At 69.8% G+C, this 18,456-nt stretch carries 21 protein-coding genes; 16 read left to right on the top strand and 5 right to left on the bottom strand.

Annotated elements, in window-relative coordinates; genetic code table 11:
- The first annotated feature begins 4 nt into the window (after positions 1-4).
- From folP to EDF47_RS09315, 11 genes are all read left to right on the top strand, one after another.
- Positions 5-871: a dihydropteroate synthase gene (gene folP, locus EDF47_RS09360; RefSeq protein ID WP_208320996.1), complete on the top strand. Its 867-nt coding sequence runs from the start codon at positions 5-7 to the stop codon at positions 869-871.
- The gene (gene folB, locus EDF47_RS09355; protein WP_123294543.1) at positions 868-1,257 is read left to right on the top strand and encodes a dihydroneopterin aldolase; all 390 of its coding nucleotides are present in this window, start codon (positions 868-870) and stop codon (positions 1,255-1,257) included. The genes folP and folB overlap by 4 nt, the downstream gene beginning before the upstream one ends.
- Entirely contained in the window at positions 1,254-1,811 is a 558-nt protein-coding gene (gene folK / locus EDF47_RS09350; protein ID WP_133938687.1) for a 2-amino-4-hydroxy-6-hydroxymethyldihydropteridine diphosphokinase, read from the top strand. The genes folB and folK overlap by 4 nt, the downstream gene beginning before the upstream one ends.
- Positions 1,808-2,296 carry a DUF3180 domain-containing protein gene (locus tag EDF47_RS09345; protein WP_123294545.1) on the top strand — a complete coding sequence of 163 codons (489 nt, stop codon included), beginning with the start codon at positions 1,808-1,810 and terminating at the stop codon, positions 2,294-2,296. The genes folK and EDF47_RS09345 overlap by 4 nt, the downstream gene beginning before the upstream one ends.
- A gap of 58 nt (positions 2,297-2,354) precedes the next feature.
- A complete protein-coding gene (locus EDF47_RS09340) occupies positions 2,355-2,876 on the top strand; it encodes a PH domain-containing protein (RefSeq protein ID WP_123937224.1) in 522 nt (173 codons plus the stop codon).
- Between the two features lie 9 nt (positions 2,877-2,885).
- Positions 2,886-4,643: a PH domain-containing protein gene (locus EDF47_RS09335; RefSeq protein WP_133938689.1), complete on the top strand. Its 1,758-nt coding sequence runs from the start codon at positions 2,886-2,888 to the stop codon at positions 4,641-4,643.
- On the top strand, positions 4,640-5,332 hold the full coding sequence (locus EDF47_RS09330; RefSeq protein ID WP_165901298.1) for a Rossmann-like and DUF2520 domain-containing protein: 693 nt from the start codon (positions 4,640-4,642) through the stop codon (positions 5,330-5,332). The genes EDF47_RS09335 and EDF47_RS09330 overlap by 4 nt, the downstream gene beginning before the upstream one ends.
- A gap of 217 nt (positions 5,333-5,549) precedes the next feature.
- Positions 5,550-7,076, top strand: coding sequence for a lysine--tRNA ligase (gene lysS, locus EDF47_RS09325; RefSeq protein ID WP_131922009.1), 1,527 nt, complete (start codon positions 5,550-5,552; stop codon positions 7,074-7,076).
- Between the two features lie 29 nt (positions 7,077-7,105).
- Positions 7,106-7,309, top strand: coding sequence for a hypothetical protein (locus EDF47_RS09320; RefSeq protein WP_131880928.1), 204 nt, complete (start codon positions 7,106-7,108; stop codon positions 7,307-7,309).
- A gap of 147 nt (positions 7,310-7,456) precedes the next feature.
- The gene (locus EDF47_RS20340) at positions 7,457-7,588 is read left to right on the top strand and encodes a hypothetical protein (RefSeq protein WP_258373406.1); all 132 of its coding nucleotides are present in this window, start codon (positions 7,457-7,459) and stop codon (positions 7,586-7,588) included.
- A gap of 378 nt (positions 7,589-7,966) precedes the next feature.
- Positions 7,967-9,025 carry a sigma-70 family RNA polymerase sigma factor gene (locus EDF47_RS09315; protein ID WP_133938693.1) on the top strand — a complete coding sequence of 353 codons (1,059 nt, stop codon included), beginning with the start codon at positions 7,967-7,969 and terminating at the stop codon, positions 9,023-9,025.
- A 149-nt stretch (positions 9,026-9,174) separates the two neighbouring features.
- Here EDF47_RS09315 and EDF47_RS09310 read toward each other — a convergent pair whose 3' ends face one another.
- Entirely contained in the window at positions 9,175-10,107 is a 933-nt protein-coding gene (locus tag EDF47_RS09310; RefSeq protein ID WP_111086944.1) for an NAD(+)/NADH kinase, read from the bottom strand.
- Between the two features lie 70 nt (positions 10,108-10,177).
- On the opposite strand from EDF47_RS09310, the gene EDF47_RS09305 reads away from it, so the two are divergent.
- A complete protein-coding gene (locus tag EDF47_RS09305; protein ID WP_166673214.1) occupies positions 10,178-10,654 on the top strand; it encodes a Clp protease N-terminal domain-containing protein in 477 nt (158 codons plus the stop codon).
- 222 nt (positions 10,655-10,876) lie between these two features.
- Positions 10,877-13,396, top strand: a complete 2,520-nt coding sequence (locus tag EDF47_RS09300) for an ATP-dependent Clp protease ATP-binding subunit (RefSeq protein ID WP_123294552.1) — start codon at positions 10,877-10,879, stop codon at positions 13,394-13,396.
- 84 nt (positions 13,397-13,480) lie between these two features.
- Here the strand turns inward: EDF47_RS09300 and EDF47_RS09295 are convergent, their stop codons facing one another.
- Positions 13,481-13,933, bottom strand: a complete 453-nt coding sequence (locus tag EDF47_RS09295) for an SRPBCC family protein (RefSeq protein WP_123294553.1) — start codon at positions 13,931-13,933, stop codon at positions 13,481-13,483.
- A gap of 98 nt (positions 13,934-14,031) precedes the next feature.
- On the opposite strand from EDF47_RS09295, the gene EDF47_RS09290 reads away from it, so the two are divergent.
- Positions 14,032-14,574 (top strand): amino-acid N-acetyltransferase, encoded by a 543-nt coding sequence (locus EDF47_RS09290; protein ID WP_173170102.1) that lies wholly within the window; start codon positions 14,032-14,034, stop codon positions 14,572-14,574.
- 64 nt (positions 14,575-14,638) lie between these two features.
- Entirely contained in the window at positions 14,639-15,307 is a 669-nt protein-coding gene (locus EDF47_RS09285; protein ID WP_133938697.1) for a hypothetical protein, read from the top strand.
- Between the two features lie 93 nt (positions 15,308-15,400).
- On the opposite strand, the gene EDF47_RS09280 is transcribed toward EDF47_RS09285, so the two are convergent.
- The gene (locus EDF47_RS09280; RefSeq protein ID WP_133938699.1) at positions 15,401-16,132 is read right to left on the bottom strand and encodes a DUF3800 domain-containing protein; all 732 of its coding nucleotides are present in this window, start codon (positions 16,130-16,132) and stop codon (positions 15,401-15,403) included.
- 74 nt (positions 16,133-16,206) lie between these two features.
- Positions 16,207-16,416: a cold-shock protein gene (locus EDF47_RS09275; RefSeq protein ID WP_017887662.1), complete on the bottom strand. Its 210-nt coding sequence runs from the start codon at positions 16,414-16,416 to the stop codon at positions 16,207-16,209.
- A 281-nt stretch (positions 16,417-16,697) separates the two neighbouring features.
- On the opposite strand from EDF47_RS09275, the gene EDF47_RS09270 reads away from it, so the two are divergent.
- Positions 16,698-17,081, top strand: coding sequence for an SseB family protein (locus EDF47_RS09270; protein WP_133938701.1), 384 nt, complete (start codon positions 16,698-16,700; stop codon positions 17,079-17,081).
- Positions 17,082-17,085: 4 nt separating this feature from the next.
- Here EDF47_RS09270 and radA read toward each other — a convergent pair whose 3' ends face one another.
- Entirely contained in the window at positions 17,086-18,447 is a 1,362-nt protein-coding gene (gene radA, locus EDF47_RS09265; protein WP_243834038.1) for a DNA repair protein RadA, read from the bottom strand.
- Positions 18,448-18,456: the final 9 nt, after the last annotated feature.

Below are 18,456 nucleotides of genomic sequence, written 5' to 3'. Positions count from 1 at the left end.
CGGCATGACCGACCTGCCGACGAGACGTGCTCGTCGGCTCGACACCCGCGGCGGTCCGACACCGGACCGCACGCGGGTGTTGGGCATCCTCAACGTGACGCCCGACTCGTTCAGCGACGGCGGGCTGCACCAGGCCTACGACGCCGCCGTGCAGCACGCGCGTGACCTCGTCGCCGCAGGTGCCGACCTCATCGACGTCGGTGGAGAGTCGACCCGGCCGGGCTCGGAGCGCGTGCCGGTGCCGGTCGAGCAGGAGCGCGTCCTGCCGGTCGTCCGGCAGCTCGTCGCCGAGGGCATCCCGGTGAGCGTCGACACGATGAACGCCTCGACCGCCGAACGGGCCGTCGAACTCGGCGCCGCGATCGTCAACGACGTGTCCGGCGGCCTGGCCGACCCGGACATGGCCCGCGTGGTCGCCTCGACCGGGGCCGGGTTCGTGGTCATGCACTGGCGTGGCCACAGCGACCGGATGTACCGCAACGCCGAGTACGTGCACGCCGTCGACGAGGTCCGTCGCGAGGTCGAGATGCGGGTCGCCGAGCTCATCGTCCTCGGGGTGCGCCAGGAACAGGTCGTGATCGACCCGGGCCTCGGCTTCGCCAAGCAGGGCGTGCAGAACTGGGAGATCCTGGCCGGCTACGAACGGTTCGCCTCGATCGGCCTGCCGGTGCTCGTCGCCGCATCACGCAAGCGGTTCCTGGACGGAGTGGGCAGCCCCGAGGGTGCCCCGCCGAAGGACCGCGACCTCGCCACCGCCGCCATCAGCCTGCTCGCCGCCGAACGCGGTGCGTGGGGGGTGCGCGTGCACGACCCGGCACCGACCCGTGCCGTGCTCGACGTCTGGGACGCCTGGAGGGCAGCTCGCTCGTGAACGACACCATCCGCCTCGTCGGGGTCCGCGCCCGCGGCCACCACGGGGTCTTCGACCACGAACGTGCCGACGGTCAGGACTTCGTCGTCGACGTCGCCGTGGAGCTCGACGCCCGCGCGGCCTCGGGCAGCGACGACCTCGACGCCACCGTGCACTACGGCGTGCTCGCCGAGCAGGTCGTCGCCGAGATCGAACGCGACCCGGTGGACCTGATCGAGACCCTCGCGGAGCGCATCGCGGCCGCGGTGCTCACCCACCGTGCGGCCCTGGCGACCGAGGTCACCGTGCACAAGCCGCAGGCACCCATCACCGTGCCGTTCACGGACGTCTCGATCACCATCCGCCGTGCCCGCGGGGCGACCGTGCCGGACGAGGAAGAAGAGTGAGCCGCGTCGTCGTCGCGCTCGGCGCCAACCTCGGTGACCGGGGGAGCACCCTCCGCGCCGCCGCCCGAGCGGTCGCCGCGCTGCCCGGGGTCCACCCGGTGGCGTCGAGCCACGAGGTCGAGTCCGTCGCCGTCACCCTGGACGGCCGCGACGACACCAAGCCGCGGTACCGCAACGCCGTCGTGGTCGTCGACACCGACCTCGAGCCGCAGGCATTCCTCGACGCACTGCACGGCATCGAGGACGAGCACGGCCGCACCCGCGACGTCCGCTGGGGCGACCGGACCCTCGACCTCGACGTCGTCGCCGTCGACGACCTGCACATCGACACCGCCACGCTCACCGTCCCGCACCCCCGCGCCGCCGAGCGGGCGTTCGTGCTCGCACCGTGGCTCGACGCCGACCCCGCGGCCGTCCTGCCCGGCGCCGGGCCGGTGGCCGACCTGCTCGCCGCCGTGGGGGACGACACCGAGCGTGTCGACGAGCCGCGCCTGTTCGCGGACGTGCCCAGCGCCTCCCGGGCCACCACCGAAGGGAACGTGACCCAGCCGTGAAGCCGACCCGGCCCTCCACCCTGCTGAGCATCGCCGTCGTGACCGCGGTGGCGGGCTTCGCGTTCGACGCGGTGCTCGCGTCGCGACAGTCGCCGACGCTGCTGCTCGCCGTGCCGCTCGGCATCACGCTCGCGTTCATCGGCGTCGCCGTCGTGCTCATGGCGCGTCCCGTCCGCCGGCACGCCCGCGAGGGCGCAGGCCGGCAGCGCCCGGTCGACCCGCTCTACGCCACGCGCGTGGTGGTGCTGGCGAAGGCCTCGAGCATCTGCGGCGTCCTGTTCGGCGGCTTCGCGATCGGCCTGGTCGTGTACCTCCTGACCCGCTCGGTGACGCCTTCGCTAGGCTCGACCCTGCCGAACGTGGTCGCCGTCGGGGGCGGGATCGTGCTGACGGTCTGCGCACTCGTGGCAGAGCGCATGTGCATCGCTCCTCCGAGCGACGACGACGAGCCGGGCGACCCCCGGAACGGCACGACGGCGAACTGACCCGAGCGCACCCCGCACGACGGCGAACTGACCCGAGCACACCCACTGGAGGCCCGCGATGGCGCGTGAACGACTCGACGAGCCGGGCCTCGGCCTGACCGGCATCGACTGGACCAGGGTGTCCGCGAAGCTCGTGTGGACCGAACTCATCACGACCCTGGTGATCGGCCTCGTGGTGACCGCCGGCCTGGTCCTGATCGGGGTCGTGAACGACGGCTTCGGCTCGGGCGCCGGCACGGTCTGGCTGCTCATCGGCATCGTGGTGCTCGTCATCACGCTCGTCACCGCGGCGCTGACGCCCCGCCGGGTCCGTGCGATCGGCTACGCCCTGCGCGACGACGACCTGGTGGTCCGCCGCGGCCTGATGTGGCAGCGCTTCACGGCGGTGCCCTACGGGCGCATGCAGCTCGTCGACGTGGCGCGCGGTCCGCTCGACCGGGCGCTCGGCATGAGCGAGCTGAAGTTCGTGACCGCCGCGGCCGCCACGAACGTCCGCATCCCCGGCATCCCCGCGACCGACGCCGACGAACTGCGCGACCGGCTCGTCGAGCTCGCCGAGTCCCGCCGCGCCGGGCTGTAGGGGGTCGCGGTGACCTTCCGACCCGGCCCGCCGCCGCCCGTCCCGCCCACGCGCGGGAACGCCGCTGCCGCAGCGCCCCTGACCGACGGCGAGTGGCACCGCCTGCACCCGCTGACCCCGCTGCTCAAGGGCGGGATCTTCCTGATCGTCATCCTCGGCTACGTGCTGAACAGCCTGCGCGACCAGCTCGTCGAGTTCTTCATCCCCGGCGGCGAGCAGCAGGACGGCGACCCCGTCCGCTACGTCTACGAGCACGGCGTCGTCGGCTGGGTGCTACTCGGCGTCGCGGTGTTCCTGCTCGTGCTGATCGGGCTCTTCTACCTGTCCTGGCGGATGCACGAGTTCCGGGTCACCGGCGAGATCGTCGAGGTCCGCTCGGGCGTGCTGTTCCGGAACCACCGCAAGGCCCGGCTCGACCGGATCCAGGGCATCAACATCTCGCGTCCGCTCATCCCGCGGGTGTTCGGCACGGCGAAGCTCGAGATCGCCCAGGCTGGCAACGACGCCAACGTGCAGCTCGCGTACCTCGGGGTGAAGGCCGCCGACGACCTGCGGCTGCGCATCCTCGTGCTCGCCTCTGGTGCGAAGGACGACGACCGTGGCAGTGGTCCGGCGCGCGCGTCGAACGGTGTGCTGCAGGACCGCGTCGACGAGATGTTCTCGCCCGAGCTCGACGCCGCCGCGGTGCAGGCCACCCGGATCGTCAAGGTGAAGCCCGGTCGGCTGATCGCGTCGATGCTGCTCTCCGGCACCACCGTCTTCATCCTGCTGGCCGTGGCGGCGATGATCGTCAGCGTCGCGCTCACCGGCGAGTACGGGATCCTGTTCGGCCTGTTCCCCGCCGTGATCGGTGCGGGCAGCTACTACGTCCGCAAGTTCTCGCGGTCGCTGCAGTACACGATCGCCGAGACCCGCGACGGCATCCGGATCGGGTTCGGGCTCGTCTCGACCTCGAACGAGACGCTGCCCCCCGGCCGCATCCACGCCGTCAGCGTCGCGCAGCCGCTGCTCTGGCGGCCGTTCGGCTGGTGGGACGTCCGGATCAACCGTGCGACGAACGCCGGCAACGGGGCATCGAGCAACCAGCAGGCCTCCGCCATCGTGCTGCCCGTCGGCACCGCGGCCGACGTCCGCGAGGTCCTCGACATCATCCTGCCCGGCCTGGTCGGCACTGCCGTCGCGGGCCCCGAGGCCTCGCAAGAGGCGCTGCGGGAAGGCTCCGCCGAGGCCGTCAGCGTCGTCGACGACAGCCTCACCACGAGCGGCGACGAGGGCGGCTTCGTGCACTCCCCGCGCCGCGGCGCCTGGCTCCGGCCGTTCGCGTTCCGACGCAACGGGTACCGGTTCGTGCAGGGCGCGGTGCTGCTCCGGCTCGGCGCCGTCTGGCGGTCGCTCGTCATCGTGCCGCTGCCCCGGGTGCAGAGCGTCAAGGTCGAACAGGGTCCGCTCGAGCGTGCCCTGCGGCTCGCCGCCGTCCACGTGCACACCGTCGCCGGGCCGGTCTCGGCCCGCGTCGGTGCGCTCGACGCGCGGGACGCGCAGCGTCTGTGGTCCGAGACCACCCAGCGCGCCGTCGAGGCCGCTGCGGTCGACACGTCCCACCGGTGGCGCGAACGGGAGGCCCGTCCCGAGTCCGCCAGGCACGCTGCGGACGTGCCGTGGCCCGGGACCGGAGCCCCTGCCGGACCCGACGGCGACCACCGGCCCGGCACCGTGCCTCCCGGACCGGGGTGGAGCGACGTCCCGCCCACCGGAGCGGCCCGATGAGGGCCGGGCGCCTCGGCGTCGGCGTCGTCGGTGCCGGACGGGTCGGCCCCGTGCTCGGTGCCGCACTGGCGAACGCGGAGCACGCGGTCGTCGGGGTGACCGCCGTGTCCGCCGAGAGCCGCGACCGCGCCGAGGCGATGCTGCCCGGCGCTCCCGTGCTCGCAACGCCGGACCTGGTCGAGCGGAGCGAACTCGTCCTGCTCGCGGTGCCGGACGACCAGCTAGCCTCACTCGTGCAGGGCCTGGCGGACGCCGGCATCTGGCAGCCCGGACAGCTCGTCGTGCACACCAGCCCGGACCACGGCGTCGGCATCCTCGCCCCAGCGATGGCGGCCGGCGCGATCCCCCTCGCCATCCACCCCGCGATGGCGTTCACCGGCACCAGCGTCGACCTGTCGCGGCTCCGTGACGCCTACTGCGCGGTCACCGCCCCGTCACCCGTGCTGCCCATCGCGCAGGCCCTGGTGGTCGAGATGGGCGCGGAGCCGTTCGTCATCGCCGAGGCGGACCGGCCCGCGTACGCCGACGCCGTGCGTGCCGCCGTGAGCTTCTCGACCGCGATCGTGGACCAGTCGGCGGGCACGCTCTCCGGCATCGGAGTCGACCACCCCGGCCGGGTGCTCGGTGCGCTCGTCCGCTCCGCCGTCGACAACGCACTGACGGCCGCCGACGGGCAGTCCACGCTGTAGGGGCATGGCGGTCGGTCACGACTCCCCGCTCAGTTCCGCCGAGCGGTCACGAACCGTCGGCCCGCAGCGCTCCGGCCGACGGAACGTGACCGGTCGGCGCCGCGCCGGCCGGGAGTCGCGACCAGTCGAGGGGACCCGTCCGCGCACGGTTCGGGGGCGGGAGCGCGGCGCGGGTAGCATTTCCCCCGACCCCCACGACCATCGGAGCCGCACCCGCATGACCGACGAGACCGCCACCACCGACACCGCGATCGCCGACGCCGCCGCACTGGCCGAGCAGGAGACCAGCGAGCAGCGACAGGTCCGGCTCGACAAGCGCGCGAAGCTGCTCGAGTCCGGCATCGAGGCGTACCCCGCCGAGCTCCCGATCACGACGACGATCCCGGCGGTCCGCGACCAGTACGCGCACCTCGAGACCGGCGAGGAGACGCAGGACGTCGTCGGTGTCGCCGGCCGCATCGTGTTCTCGCGCAACACCGGCAAGCTCTGCTTCGCGTCGCTGCAGTCCGGCGACGGGTCCCGCATCCAGGCGATGGTGTCCCTCGCCGAGGTCGGTGACGAGTCCCTCGCGCGCTGGAAGGAGTTCGTCGACCTCGGCGACCACGTCTTCGTGCACGGCCGCGTGATCTCCTCGCGCCGCGGTGAGCTGTCGATCATGGTCGACGAGTGGGCGATCGCGGCGAAGGCGATCCTGCCGCTGCCGAACCTGCACAACGAGCTGAACGAGGAGACGCGGGTCCGCCAGCGCTACCTCGACCTCATCGTCCGCGACGAAGCACGCGCCACCGTCCGCGCCCGCGCCGCCGTGATGTCCTCGCTCCGCCAGACCTTCACCGAGCACGAGTACCTCGAGGTCGAGACGCCGATGCTGCAGACCCAGCACGGTGGCGCCTCGGCTCGTCCGTTCGTGACCCACTCGAACGCCTTCGACACCGAGCTCTTCCTGCGCATCGCACCCGAGCTCTTCCTGAAGCGCGCGGTCGTCGGCGGCATCGACCGGGTGTTCGAGATCAACCGGAACTTCCGCAACGAGGGTGCCGACTCGTCGCACTCGCCCGAGTTCGCGATGGTCGAGGCCTACCAGGCGTACGGCAACTACGAGCAGATGGCCGACCTGACGCAGGAGCTCGTGCAGCGCGCTGCGCGGGCCGTGACCGGCGGCTCGCTCGAGGTCACCCTGCCCGACGGCAGCACGTACGACCTCGGCGGCGAGTGGCCGCGCATCGACATGTACGGCTCACTGTCCGAGGCAGCCGGTCGCGAGATCACCCCGGAGACCCCGCTGTCCGAGCTGCAGGAGCTCGCCGCTGCCGAGGGCGTCGAGGTCGCGCACGCCACGCACGGCAAGTACGTCGAAGAGCTCTGGGAGCACTTCGTGATCGACTCGCTCGACCGCCCGACGTTCGTGATGAACTTCCCGGTCGACACCTCGCCGCTCACCCGCGAGCACCGCACCCGACCGGGCATCGTCGAGAAGTGGGACCTGTACGTCCGCGGCTTCGAGCTCGCGACGGCGTACTCCGAGCTCGTCGACCCGGTCGTGCAGCGGGAGCGCTTCGTCGAGCAGGCGAAGCTCGCAGCCGGCGGTGACCCCGAGGCGATGCGCGTCGACGAGGAGTTCCTGCGAGCCCTCGAGCACGCGATGCCCCCGTCGGGTGGCATGGGCATGGGCGTCGACCGCCTGCTCATGGCGATCACCGGCCTCGGCATCCGCGAGACGATCCTGTTCCCGTTGGTGAAGTAAGACCCGGTTCCCCGGGGTACGATGCTCCGGTGCCGCATGGAGTCGTGACCGGGATCATCTTCGCCCTGACGCCGACCATCGTCGTCGGCCTCATCTTCTGGTTCGTGATGCGCGCCATCATGCGGGCCGACCGCACCGAGCGTGCCGCGTACGCCAAGGTCGAGGCCGAGGAGCGTGTCCGGTTCGAGCGGGAGCACGGCGTCCCCGCGCCGGCACCGGCCTCGGCCGAGTAGCGCCGCCCGACCCAGTCCTGTCCGAAGGCCGTCGTCCCATCGTGGTCGGCGGCCTTCGACGTCGGTGCCCCCCTGGACGGCTGTGCGCCCTCGACCGGTCACGCGCCGTTCACCTTGCCGTCGCGCGCCGGGGTGAGCATCGTCCGCATGGCAACCACACACCCCTTCACGGGTCGCAGCCTCGTCGGTGACATCGAGAGCGAGTACGACGAGTTCGACCGAGACGCCGACCTCGAGGCGTCCAAGCGCCGGGACGGGTGGCTCGAACCCTCCTGGTGACCCCCACCCACTCGGTTTTCGGGGTACGACCACCGGATCGCATCGATCCGGCCGGACGTACCCCTTTTGCATGTCCGGAAGGCGCGGCGGTGCGGGGTACAGGTTCGGAAATGCGTGAGAAACACTCCTGCAACGCCGGAAACATCACGTCATACCCTTGATCCGCGGCAGTTCGGGGGACCACACTGGCAGCATCGCTGTACCCCACGGGGGACGGTTTCGATGACGAAGCACGGAGATGCCTGAGAATCATTCCGATCGGTTTGTGGGGTACACCTCCGGACCGCTTTACTCGTGAACACCCCAAGCAGCACCCAGAAGCAACACCCCGAGCACCACCGCACGAAGCCATCACCGCCGAACGCAGGGAGCAACACCATGACGATCGCACCGGCTGCACCGAGCACCACCCGCCGCGCCACCACGAAGAAGGCAGCGGCATCGAAGACCCAGGGCGCCGAGTCCGCGACGACCTCCCTCGACACCGAGGTCGAGGCCGACGAGCAGCTCGCTGGCGTCCGCGGTGCCTCCGTCGACCAGGTCGGCGACTACCTGCGCCACATCGGTCGCCTCTCGCTCCTCACCGCCGAGGAAGAAGCGCAGATCGCCCGTCGCATCGAGGTCGGCCTGTTCGCGGAAGAGAAGCTCGCGACCGAGAAGGGCCTCGCGAAGACCCTGCAGCGTGAACTCCGCTGGCTCGTCCGCGACGGTGAGCGCGCCAAGGAGCGCATGATCACCTCGAACCTCCGCCTGGTCGTCAGCATCGCGAAGCGCTACTCGCAGCGTGGCCTGCCGTTCATGGACGTCATCCAGGAGGGCAATCTCGGCCTGGTCCGTGCGGTCGAGAAGTTCGACTTCACGCAGGGCTACAAGTTCTCGACCTACGCCACCTGGTGGATCCGCCAGGCGATCTCGCGTGGTCTCGCCGACAAGGCCCGCACGATCCGCATCCCGGTCCACACCGTCGAGCTGATCAACAAGATCTCGCGCACCGAGCGCGACCTGACCGTCGACCTCGGCCGCGCGCCGATGCCCGACGAGGTCGCCGCCGAGCTGAGCATGTCGGTCGAGGAGCTCGTGGACCTCAAGGGCCGTTCGCACGAGCCGGTCTCGATCCACACCGTGGTCGGCGACTCGGACGACAGCGAGCTCGGCGACTTCATCGAGGACGAGGACGCTGCGTCCCCGAACGAGCTCACCGAGACCACGCTCCTGCACCGCGACATCCGTTCGATCGTCGCCGAGCTGCCGAGCGAGGAAGCCAACGTGATCCGCATGCGCTACGGCCTCGACGACGACAAGCCGATGACGCTCGACGAGATCTCGAAGATCGTGCACACGACCCGCCAGGCCGTCAGCCGGGTGGAGTCGCGCGCCAAGCTGCGCCTGTTCGCCAAGGCGGTCTCGCAGGACATGCAGCTGTACCTGACCGACTGAGGTCAGCAGGCTTCGGCCGGCGCTCGCGCCGGCAGGGGAACCCGGGTCGGTCTGTGGGAAGACGATCCGGTGGGGTGATGGGAAGGCCCGCTCGAGCACTGCTCGAGCGGGCCATTCACGTTCGTGGGCGTAGGCACCTGCCCGGACCGCTACTGGTCGAGTTCGCGCCCGAGCTTCTGCCGCAGGTCGCTCGGGATCAGCTCGATGAGCTGGTCGGGTCGTACCGGCAGGTCGAGCAGGCTCAGCTTCACCCGACCGGTGCGTCCGTGCCGCTCGGCGTCGAGTCGCACGACGCTGCCGGCGTCCTTGCGGAGGCGGACGTCGATCTGCGCTCCGGTGGCGACCTCGCCGACGACGAGTCCGTCGACCTCGAGTGCGGCGCTCCTGGTGCCCTCCGCGATGTCGAACCGGTAGCGCTCGCGGGCGGCGAGCACCACGGCGCGGTCGATGCCCGCCATCGGGGCGACGGGGGTGACGACGGACCCGGAGAGTGCGGGGGAGAGCACCGGGCCACCCGCGGCGTAGTTGTACGCGGTGGAGCCGGCCGGGGTCGCGGCGACGATGGCGTCGGCGCGGTAGTAGCCGTAGCCGAGCCCGCCGACGCTGAGGTCGGCCGACACCTGGCCGGAACCGGGGCGCCGCACGATCGTCAAGTCGTTGAACGCCAGGTAGTCCGTGCGTGCGCCGCTCCAGGACAGCCGGGCCTCGAGCGCGTGGTGCGGCTCGAGCTGGTACTCGCCGGCCGACAGCCGGTCGAGCGCTGCCTCGAGTTCGGGCGGTTCGATCTCCACCAGGAACCCGACGTTGCCGTAGTTCACACCGAGCACCGGGACCGGGCGCTTCGCCACGAGTCGCATGGCGCCGAGCATGGTGCCGTCGCCGCCGAGGGCCACGACGAGGTCGACGCGTGCGGTGAAGTCGTCGTCCTCCACCGCGGTGATGCCCCCGCCGATCCGCTGTGCATCGGCTCGGCGGGCGACGAGCTCGCCCCGGCCGGACGCGTTCCATCGCTGCAGGGTCGTGACGGACTCCTGCACGTTCTTGGTCGGGTGGACGACGAGGCCGACGACGGGCTGATCCATGACCGGATGGTACCGAGCCGCGCTGAACCGAGGGGTGTTCAATTGCTAACGCATGCGATATTCTGAATACATGCAGATCGCTCAGCTGTCCGTCGCCCTCCCCACCGTCCGGCAGGGTCGCGAGATCGTGCTGCTCGCCGACCTCGAGTCCCACGAGACGGGCTTCGGCTTCGTCGACGCGGAGCACCTCCTGCTCGCCGCCGTCACCCTCTGCAGCGGGATGCCCCGGTTCCGCCCGATACTCGACGCGCACGGCGTGACCCCAGAGGCCGTCCGCTCCGAGATCAGCGTCTTCGTCGGTGCGCGGGCCGCGTGCCCGGACGAGCACGACCGGGTCGCCTGCACCCCGGCGGCCGCCAGGGTCCTCGCACGAGCAGCCGTCCTCGCCGGTCCGGCCGAGCGCGTGCGCCCGGTGCACGTCGTGCTGGCCGTCCTCGACGGCGTCGACGACCCCTTCATGGGCTCGGCGCACGACGTCCTCGACGCCCTGGGCGTCGAGCCGCGCCGCTTCCGGCGCGCCCTGCGCCGGGCAGCGCGCCGCGCCTGAGACGCGACGGAACACCAGACGGGAGGCCCGTGGCGGACGCCGCCACGGGCCTCCCGTCGTCTGTTCCGTTCGCTCACTGCGCACATCGCGCAGTGAGGTCACGCCCACGGCGAACAGGGGCAGCCCGCACGGGGAGCGCTGGTTACTCTCGGAGTACGTGACCGGACTCAGACGAGACCGGACCAGCTGTCGGCTCCGTCAGAAAGGGCCAAGGGAGAGCACATGTTCGAGAGATTCACCGACCGAGCCCGTCGTGTTGTCGTCCTCGCTCAAGAAGAAGCGAAGATGCTCAACCACAACTACATCGGCACCGAGCACATCCTCCTCGGCCTGATCCACGAGGGCGAGGGCGTTGCTGCCAAGGCGCTGGAGTCGCTCGGCATCTCGCTCGACGCCGTCCGCGAGCAGGTCCAGGACATCATCGGCCAGGGTCAGCAGCAGCCGACCGGGCACATCCCGTTCACGCCGCGTGCCAAGAAGGTGCTCGAGCTGTCCCTGCGCGAGGCGCTGCAGCTCGGCCACAACTACATCGGTACCGAGCACATCCTGCTCGGCCTGATCCGCGAGGGCGAGGGCGTCGCAGCCCAGGTGCTCGTGAAGCTCGGCGCCGACCTCAACCGGGTCCGCCAGCAGGTCATCCAGCTCCTGTCCGGCTACCAGGGCAAGGAAGCGGTCGCCGTCGGCGGCGAGCAGCAGCAGAACGCGCAGCAGGGTTCGCAGGTCCTGGACCAGTTCGGTCGCAACCTCACCCAGGCCGCGCGCGACGGCAAGCTCGACCCTGTCATCGGGCGCGAGAAGGAGATGGAGCGGGTCATGCAGATCCTCTCCCGCCGCTCCAAGAACAACCCCGTCCTGATCGGTGAGCCCGGCGTCGGCAAGACCGCCGTCGTCGAGGGCCTCGCCCAGGCGATCGTCAAGGGCGACGTGCCCGAGACGCTCAAGGACAAGCAGCTCTACTCGCTCGACCTCGGATCGCTCATCGCCGGGTCCCGCTACCGCGGTGACTTCGAGGAGCGCCTGAAGAAGGTCACGAAGGAGATCCGCACCCGCGGCGACATCATCGTCTTCATCGACGAGATCCACACGCTCGTCGGTGCCGGTGCTGCCGAAGGTGCGATCGACGCTGCATCGATCCTCAAGCCCCTCCTCGCCCGCGGTGAGCTCCAGACCATCGGTGCCACCACGCTCGACGAGTACCGCAAGCACTTCGAGAAGGACGCAGCACTCGAGCGTCGCTTCCAGTCGGTGCAGGTCAACGAGCCGTCGCTGCCGCACACGATCAACATCCTCAAGGGCCTGCGCGACAAGTACGAGGCGTTCCACAAGGTGTCCATCACCGACGGTGCGATCGTCTCGGCCGCCAACCTGGCGGACCGCTACGTGCAGGACCGCTTCCTGCCGGACAAGGCCATCGACCTGATCGATGAGGCCGGCGCACGCCTCCGCCTCTCGATCCTGTCGGCGCCCCCGGAGCTCCGCGAGTTCGACGAGAAGATCTCGACGGTCCGTGGGTCGAAGGAAGCCGCCATCGAGGAGCAGGACTTCGAGAAGGCCGCCAGCCTGCGCGACGAGGAGAAGAAGCTCCTGGGTGAGCGTCTCCGCCTCGAGAAGCAGTGGCGTGCCGGTGACGTCGCCGCGTCCGGCACCGTCGACGAGGGCATCATCGCCGAGGTCCTGGCGCAGGCCACGGGCATCCCGGTGTTCAAGCTCACCGAAGAGGAGACCTCGCGTCTCGTCTTCATGGAGAAGGCACTGCACCAGCGGGTCATCGGTCAGGAAGAAGCCATCTCGGCCCTGTCCAAGACCATCCGCCGGACCCGTGCCGGTCTGAAGGACCCGAACCGCCCCTCGGGCTCGTTCATCTTCGCCGGGCCCACGGGCGTCGGCAAGACCGAGCTCGCCAAGGCGCTCGCCGAGTTCCTGTTCGACGACGAGGGCGCACTGATCTCCCTCGACATGTCGGAGTTCGGTGAGAAGCACACCGTCTCGCGTCTGTTCGGTGCCCCTCCCGGGTTCGTCGGCTTCGAAGAGGGCGGCCAGCTCACCGAGAAGGTGCGCCGCAAGCCGTTCTCCGTGGTCCTGTTCGACGAGATCGAGAAGGCCCACCCGGACATCTTCAACTCGCTGCTGCAGGTGCTCGAGGAAGGCCGTCTCACCGACGGCCAGGGCCGCGTGGTCGACTTCAAGAACACCGTCATCATCATGACCACGAACCTCGGTTCGCAGGGCATCGCCGGTGGCCCGGTGGGCTTCCAGGTCGAGGGTGACTCGGCCGTCGGCTACGACCGCATGCGCGGCAAGGTCAACGAGGAGCTCAAGAAGCACTTCAAGCCGGAGTTCCTGAACCGCGTCGACGACACGATCGTGTTCCCGCAGCTGTCGCAGCCCGAGCTGCTGCAGATCGTGGACCTGTTCGTGAAGCGTCTGGCGGACCGTCTGCTCGACCGCGACATGACGGTGGAGCTCACCCTCCCCGCCAAGGAGCAGCTCATCAAGGTCGGGTTCGACCCGTCCCTCGGTGCACGCCCGCTGCGTCGCGCGATGCAGCACGAGGTCGAGGACCAGCTGTCCGAGCACATCCTGCAGGGTGAGCTCACCGCCGGTGACCACGTGAAGGTCGACTTCGTCGACGGTGCGTTCCACTTCGAGACCGGGCGTCAGCCGGGCCGCGAAGAGGTCCTCGCCGGCGCAGCCGCGGTCGAGACCGCGACCGACGCGCCCCAGGGTGAGATCGAGTCCTAGACCCGATCCCAGACAGACGGGAGGCCCGGTGCCAGCTGGCACCGGGCCTCCCGTCTGTCCGTGTGCGGACGTGTCAGGCCGTGATCACGCCTGCACGTCGCCGCGCCAGCCCGTATCGGTCGGAGCCGACTCGACGCGCTCCTTGTAGTTCTGCAGGTCCTTCTTGATGGCGTGGCCACCGACGCCGACCGCAGCGCCGAGCTTCTCGAGGAAGCCGGACGGCTCCCAGTCGATCTGCGCGGTCACGCGCGTCTCGTCGTCGGAGAGCTTGTGGAAGGTGACGACGCCGGCGTGGTCGGTCTCGCCGTCCTTGACGGTCCAGGCGACACGCTCGTCGGGGTGCTGCTCGGTGATGACGGCGCGGAACTCGCGCTCCTGGCCGGCGACCTTCACGGTCCAGTCGGTGGTCTTGTCGTCGACCTGGACGATCTTCTCGACCTCGTCGAGGAAGTGCGGGAACTCCTCGAAGCGGGTCCACTGACCGTACGCTGCGGAGACGGGGACGTTGACGTCGACGGTTTCGATGATCTGAGGCATGGTGTGGACGGTAGGCGGCCGCGCCTGGGCGCAGTACAGCGGGACGTCCCCCGGAGCGGTCGGCTGCCGCTCGTCCACGCGCGGCTATGGTTGTCGGGATGACAGAGCACGGGAAGCACGCGTTCCACGAACGTGACGAGCACGGGATCCTGGTGCGTCCGGCACTCGCCTCGGACGTCCCGCACATCCAGCGGCTCATCGCCCCCTACGTCGATCGGCGCATCCTGCTCGGCAAGGAGAACGTCGCGCTGTACGGCTCGATCCAGCAGTTCCGGATCGCCGAGGGTCCCGACGGCGTCCCGATCGGCTGTGGTGCCCTCGCCGTCTTCTGGGACGACATCGCCGAGGTGCGCACGCTCGCCCTCGACGCCGACTGGATCCACAAGCGCGTCGGACACCGGATGCTCGAAGCGCTCGAACACGACGGCCGTGAACTCGGCGTCGCGCGGATCTTCTGCCTGACGTTCGAGGTCGACTTCTTCGCGAAGCACGGCTACCTGGAGATCGGCGAGCAGGTCGTCGAACCGGCGGTCTACGCCGAGCTGGTGCGGTCGTCGGACGAAGGGGTCGCGGAGTTCCTCGACCTCGCCCGGGTCAAGCCGAACACCCTCGGCAACACCCGCATGCTGAAGATCCTCTGACGCTTTCGCGCGGCACCCGGCGGGGGTCCCGCACCGGGCATCCGCCGTTGTCTACCCTGTGCGCATGTCGTCGTTGCGTCACCCCGTCGGGCCCGAGAAGCCGGTCGTGTACTGGCGCCGTCGTGCAGCCGTCCTCGGCGCACTCGTGATCATCGTCGTGGTGGTCGTGCTCATCGTCGTCGGGCGGGGCAGCGCGTCGACCCCGACGGCAGCGCCCACGTCCTCGCCGTCCGCCTCGGCTTCGGCTTCGGCCGGTGGTGCTTCGTCCGCTGCACCGTCCCGTTCGGCCTCGGCATCTGCGTCGGCGTCTGGGTCGGGCGCTGCCGACGGGTCGACGTGCAGCAAGGACCAGGTCGTCCTCACGCCCGTGCTCGACAAGGAGGCGTACGGCCCCACCGAGGACCCGAAGATCGCCATGTCGATCAAGAACACCGGCACGAACTCGTGCCACCTCGACCTCGGGTCAGCGCAGCAGGTGCTGACGATCAGCTCGGGCGAGGAGCAGTACTGGTCGTCGAAGGACTGCCAGACCGGCGGCACGAACCAGGACGTCACGATCAAGTCCGGGCAGACCCTGACCACGCCCGCGATCGCCTGGGACCGCACCCGGTCGTCCACCACGACGTGCGATGCGTCCCGCCCGGCGGTCTCGGCCGACGGGGCGAGCTACCACCTGCAGGTCGCGGTGGGGAACCTCGAGTCGAAGGCCTCGGTGCAGTTCATCCTGCAGTAGCCCGGGCGTCGCGCGGGCTGGTAGCCTCAATCCAAGTGGATTGGGAATGCCCGATCGGCGTCGAACCCCCGGAAGCCCCGGGGGTTCTCGCTTTCACGGGTACACCTTCAGGCCCCAGCCCTTCACCGAACCAGACGGCGACTTCGGCATGCGCTCGAGGATCCGGTCCCACGCGCGGTTGGGCTGCTCGGGCTTGAGGAGAGTGGTGCCGATCGGACGAGCGACGAGATCGGCGATCTGGAGCCCGGCACTGTTCGTCTGCTTGCTCGCGATCTTGAAACGGAAGGTCTCGGCCATCCCACGCATCTTCGTGGTGCTCATGATTCGGTCGAACTCGGCCTCCAGCTCCCTGTCCTCGGAGCGGCCCCGGCTCTCGAAGACCACGAACGTCTCGCAACGGGACGCTCCTCGATCCTGGAGCTGCAAGAAGACCCGTTCGAGCCTGAACTCGAGCGCGACGTGGTACGGACTCGTGTCCTCCCCGACCCGGCGGACGAACTCGTGCTTCCGGATGGCGGATGCAACCACCCCGAAGCGCTCATCGAACACGGCGTCGACTCTTGCCATGAAATCGCTGCGGACGGAGGCGTTCAGGAGGATGTCGAACGGCGGAGCTGACTGACGCATCTCCCGCTCGTGGAGGACGACCATGTCGTGGTTGAAGAAGTCGAACTTGAGGCGTTGGACGAGCGGAACGATCCGGTCGACGTAGACGTCGACGGGGAAGATGCAGAACGCGAGCACGAACATCGGGTAGTCCGGATTGATGCGCGTGAGACTGTGATCTCCGCTTTCGTCGACGTAGACGATGTATCCACTGCGCACCGGTCCAACAAATCAGTGGACAGCAAACGGCCCCGCCGTCCAGAGGACGACGGGGCCGTTCGAAGCTGATGTGATCAGCCGAGGACGGTGATGTTCTCCGCCTGCGGGCCCTTGCGGCCCTCGGTGATGTCGAACTCCACCTTCTGGTTCTCCTCCAGCGACTTGTAGCCGTTGCCGGCGATCGCGGAGAAGTGCGCGAAGACGTCAGCGCTTCCGTCGTCCGGGGCGATGAAGCCGAAGCCCTTTTCGTTGTTGAACCACTTGACGGTACCGGTAGATGCCATGATGGCGTTTCCTTAGCTTTCTTGCGTTCCGCCATGGTGCGATCGCACCTGCGGAGCCCCGACGTACGTCGACGGGGGTGATGCGCCACGCGGGCAGGTGCCGGCGGGACGGGTTCGGGGTCAGGCCTGATGGCCAGTGACCCTGGTAGTCCGAGTTGAGGGGCAAACCACCTCGCCCGAACGTTGAGCGCCGCCGAAGCGGTTCCATCAGGCTAGCGTGCTCAGGGCCGACTGGCTACCCGTGCGTCACGGAACGGCGAAAATCTGGTGGAATTGATCAGATGGCAGACAAGGAACAGCGCTTCCGGAGCGAGCAGCTCGAGGAAGCCCTCGCGAAGCAGGACGTCGCTGCGGTGGCGTTCGCGCTGCGCAACGACATCGTGATCGTCCCCCGGCTCGTGACCGGCAAGAAGGACATGCAGGTGCGGGTGTTCGGGCGCGAAGGCTCCGAGAAGCGCATCCTGCTGCTGTTCTCGTCGGCGGACGCCTACACGGCGATGGTGCCGGACGAGAAGATCCGGCAGGTCATGGTCTACGACGGACCGCGGCTCGAGGAGTTCCTCGCCGCCCACCTCGACATGCTCGAGGGCGTGTTCTTCGACATCGCCGGGCCGAACACCATGCAGGCGACCCCGGGGGACCTGCTGGCCGCATTGCGCGCTTAGGCGATCAGAACGCGCGGTCGAGCTCGCGCTCGCGAGCTGACTGCGTCATCGAGAACGCCACACGCAGTGCTTCGCGCAGATGCCCGGAGTCGGCACCGAGGACTGTCGTGAAGCCGAGTCGGCCCGCCTCGTTCACCCGTTGCTTGGTCCCCGTGGCCGGACGGATCTCGCCCGCCAGGCTGATCTCGCCCACGGCCGCGAGCGTGTGCGGGTACGGACGGTCCCGTGCTGCACTCGCCAGGGCCAGTGCGATCGCCAGGTCGGCGCCGGGTTCGGTGAGCTTCATGCCGCCCACCGTCGAGACGTAGACGTCGGCATCGGAGAGCTTGAGGCCGGCTCGGCGTTCGAGCACCGCGAGCAGCATCGCCACGCGTGAGGCATCGACACCGTTCACGACCCGACGGGGCTGCGGCGCGGAGCTCGGCACGATGAGCGCCTGGACCTCCACCGGGAGCGCCCGACGCCCCTCGAGCGCCACGGTCACGCACGTGCCGGAGACCGGGGTCGCGTTCTTGGACATGAACAGGCCGCTGGGGTCCGGGACTTCGTGGATGCCGTCGCCGCCCATGTCGAAGCACCCGACCTCGTCTGTGGGGCCGAAGCGGTTCTTCAGTGCCCGGACGAAGCGGAGCGCGGTCTGCCGGTCGCCCTCGAAGTGGCAGACGACGTCGACCAGGTGCTCGAGCAGGCGCGGCCCGGCGATCGTGCCGTCCTTCGTGACGTGGCCGACGATCAGGACGGGGAGGGCGCGGTCCTTCGCGATGCGGATCAGGGTCGAGGCGACTTCGCGCACCTGGGAGGTGCCGCCCGCGATGCCGTCGATCGAGCTGGACGAGATGGTCTGGACGGAGTCGGCGATGAGCAGGTCCGGCTTGACCTGGTCGATCTGGCCGATGATGACGCCGAGGTCGACCTCGCTCGCCAGGTAGAGGTCGTCGTGCATCGCCCCGGTGCGCTCGGCCCGGAGCCGGACCTGGTCGACGGACTCTTCCGCACTGACGTAGAGGACGCGCTTGCCGGAAGCGGCCGCCCGTGAAGCGACCTCGAGCAGGAGCGTGGACTTGCCGACGCCGGGTTCGCCGGACAGCAGGACCGCGGCACCGGGGACGACCCCGCCGCCGAGCACGCGGTCGAACTCGCCGATGCCGGTCTGCCAGCGCTGCACCGTCGTGCCGCGGGCCTCGGTGATGGGGCGGGCCGCGCGGGCCCCGGTGACGGCGACGGCCGCCGTGCCCCGGGTGCTCGCCGAGACCGCCGAGGAGTCCTCGACCGTGCCCCAGGTCTGGCACTCGCCGCACCGGCCGACCCACTTGACACTGGTCCAGCCGCACTCGGTGCATCGGTAGAGGGACTGCGGGCGCGCCATGTCGTCGAG

It is taken from the genome of Curtobacterium sp. PhB190, assembly GCF_004365385.1.
Lineage (GTDB): Bacteria > Actinomycetota > Actinomycetes > Actinomycetales > Microbacteriaceae > Curtobacterium.
This window is presented reverse-complemented; position numbering and strand designations above follow the sequence as displayed.

Coding starts and splice junctions, on each gene's coding strand:
- folP (WP_208320996.1), top strand. CDS start 5: ATGACCGACCTGCCGACGAGACGTGCTCGTCGGCTCGACACCCGCGGC.
- EDF47_RS09340 (WP_123937224.1), top strand. CDS start 2,355: ATGGCGCGTGAACGACTCGACGAGCCGGGCCTCGGCCTGACCGGCATC.
- EDF47_RS09330 (WP_165901298.1), top strand. CDS start 4,640: ATGAGGGCCGGGCGCCTCGGCGTCGGCGTCGTCGGTGCCGGACGGGTC.
- lysS (WP_131922009.1), top strand. CDS start 5,550: ATGACCGACGAGACCGCCACCACCGACACCGCGATCGCCGACGCCGCC.
- EDF47_RS20340 (WP_258373406.1), top strand. CDS start 7,457: ATGGCAACCACACACCCCTTCACGGGTCGCAGCCTCGTCGGTGACATC.
- EDF47_RS09315 (WP_133938693.1), top strand. CDS start 7,967: ATGACGATCGCACCGGCTGCACCGAGCACCACCCGCCGCGCCACCACG.
- EDF47_RS09310 (WP_111086944.1), bottom strand. CDS start 10,107: ATGGATCAGCCCGTCGTCGGCCTCGTCGTCCACCCGACCAAGAACGTG.
- EDF47_RS09305 (WP_166673214.1), top strand. CDS start 10,178: ATGCAGATCGCTCAGCTGTCCGTCGCCCTCCCCACCGTCCGGCAGGGT.
- EDF47_RS09300 (WP_123294552.1), top strand. CDS start 10,877: ATGTTCGAGAGATTCACCGACCGAGCCCGTCGTGTTGTCGTCCTCGCT.
- EDF47_RS09295 (WP_123294553.1), bottom strand. CDS start 13,933: ATGCCTCAGATCATCGAAACCGTCGACGTCAACGTCCCCGTCTCCGCA.
- EDF47_RS09290 (WP_173170102.1), top strand. CDS start 14,032: ATGACAGAGCACGGGAAGCACGCGTTCCACGAACGTGACGAGCACGGG.
- EDF47_RS09285 (WP_133938697.1), top strand. CDS start 14,639: ATGTCGTCGTTGCGTCACCCCGTCGGGCCCGAGAAGCCGGTCGTGTAC.
- EDF47_RS09275 (WP_017887662.1), bottom strand. CDS start 16,416: ATGGCATCTACCGGTACCGTCAAGTGGTTCAACAACGAAAAGGGCTTC.
- EDF47_RS09270 (WP_133938701.1), top strand. CDS start 16,698: ATGGCAGACAAGGAACAGCGCTTCCGGAGCGAGCAGCTCGAGGAAGCC.
- radA (WP_243834038.1), bottom strand. CDS start 18,447: ATGGCGCGCCCGCAGTCCCTCTACCGATGCACCGAGTGCGGCTGGACC.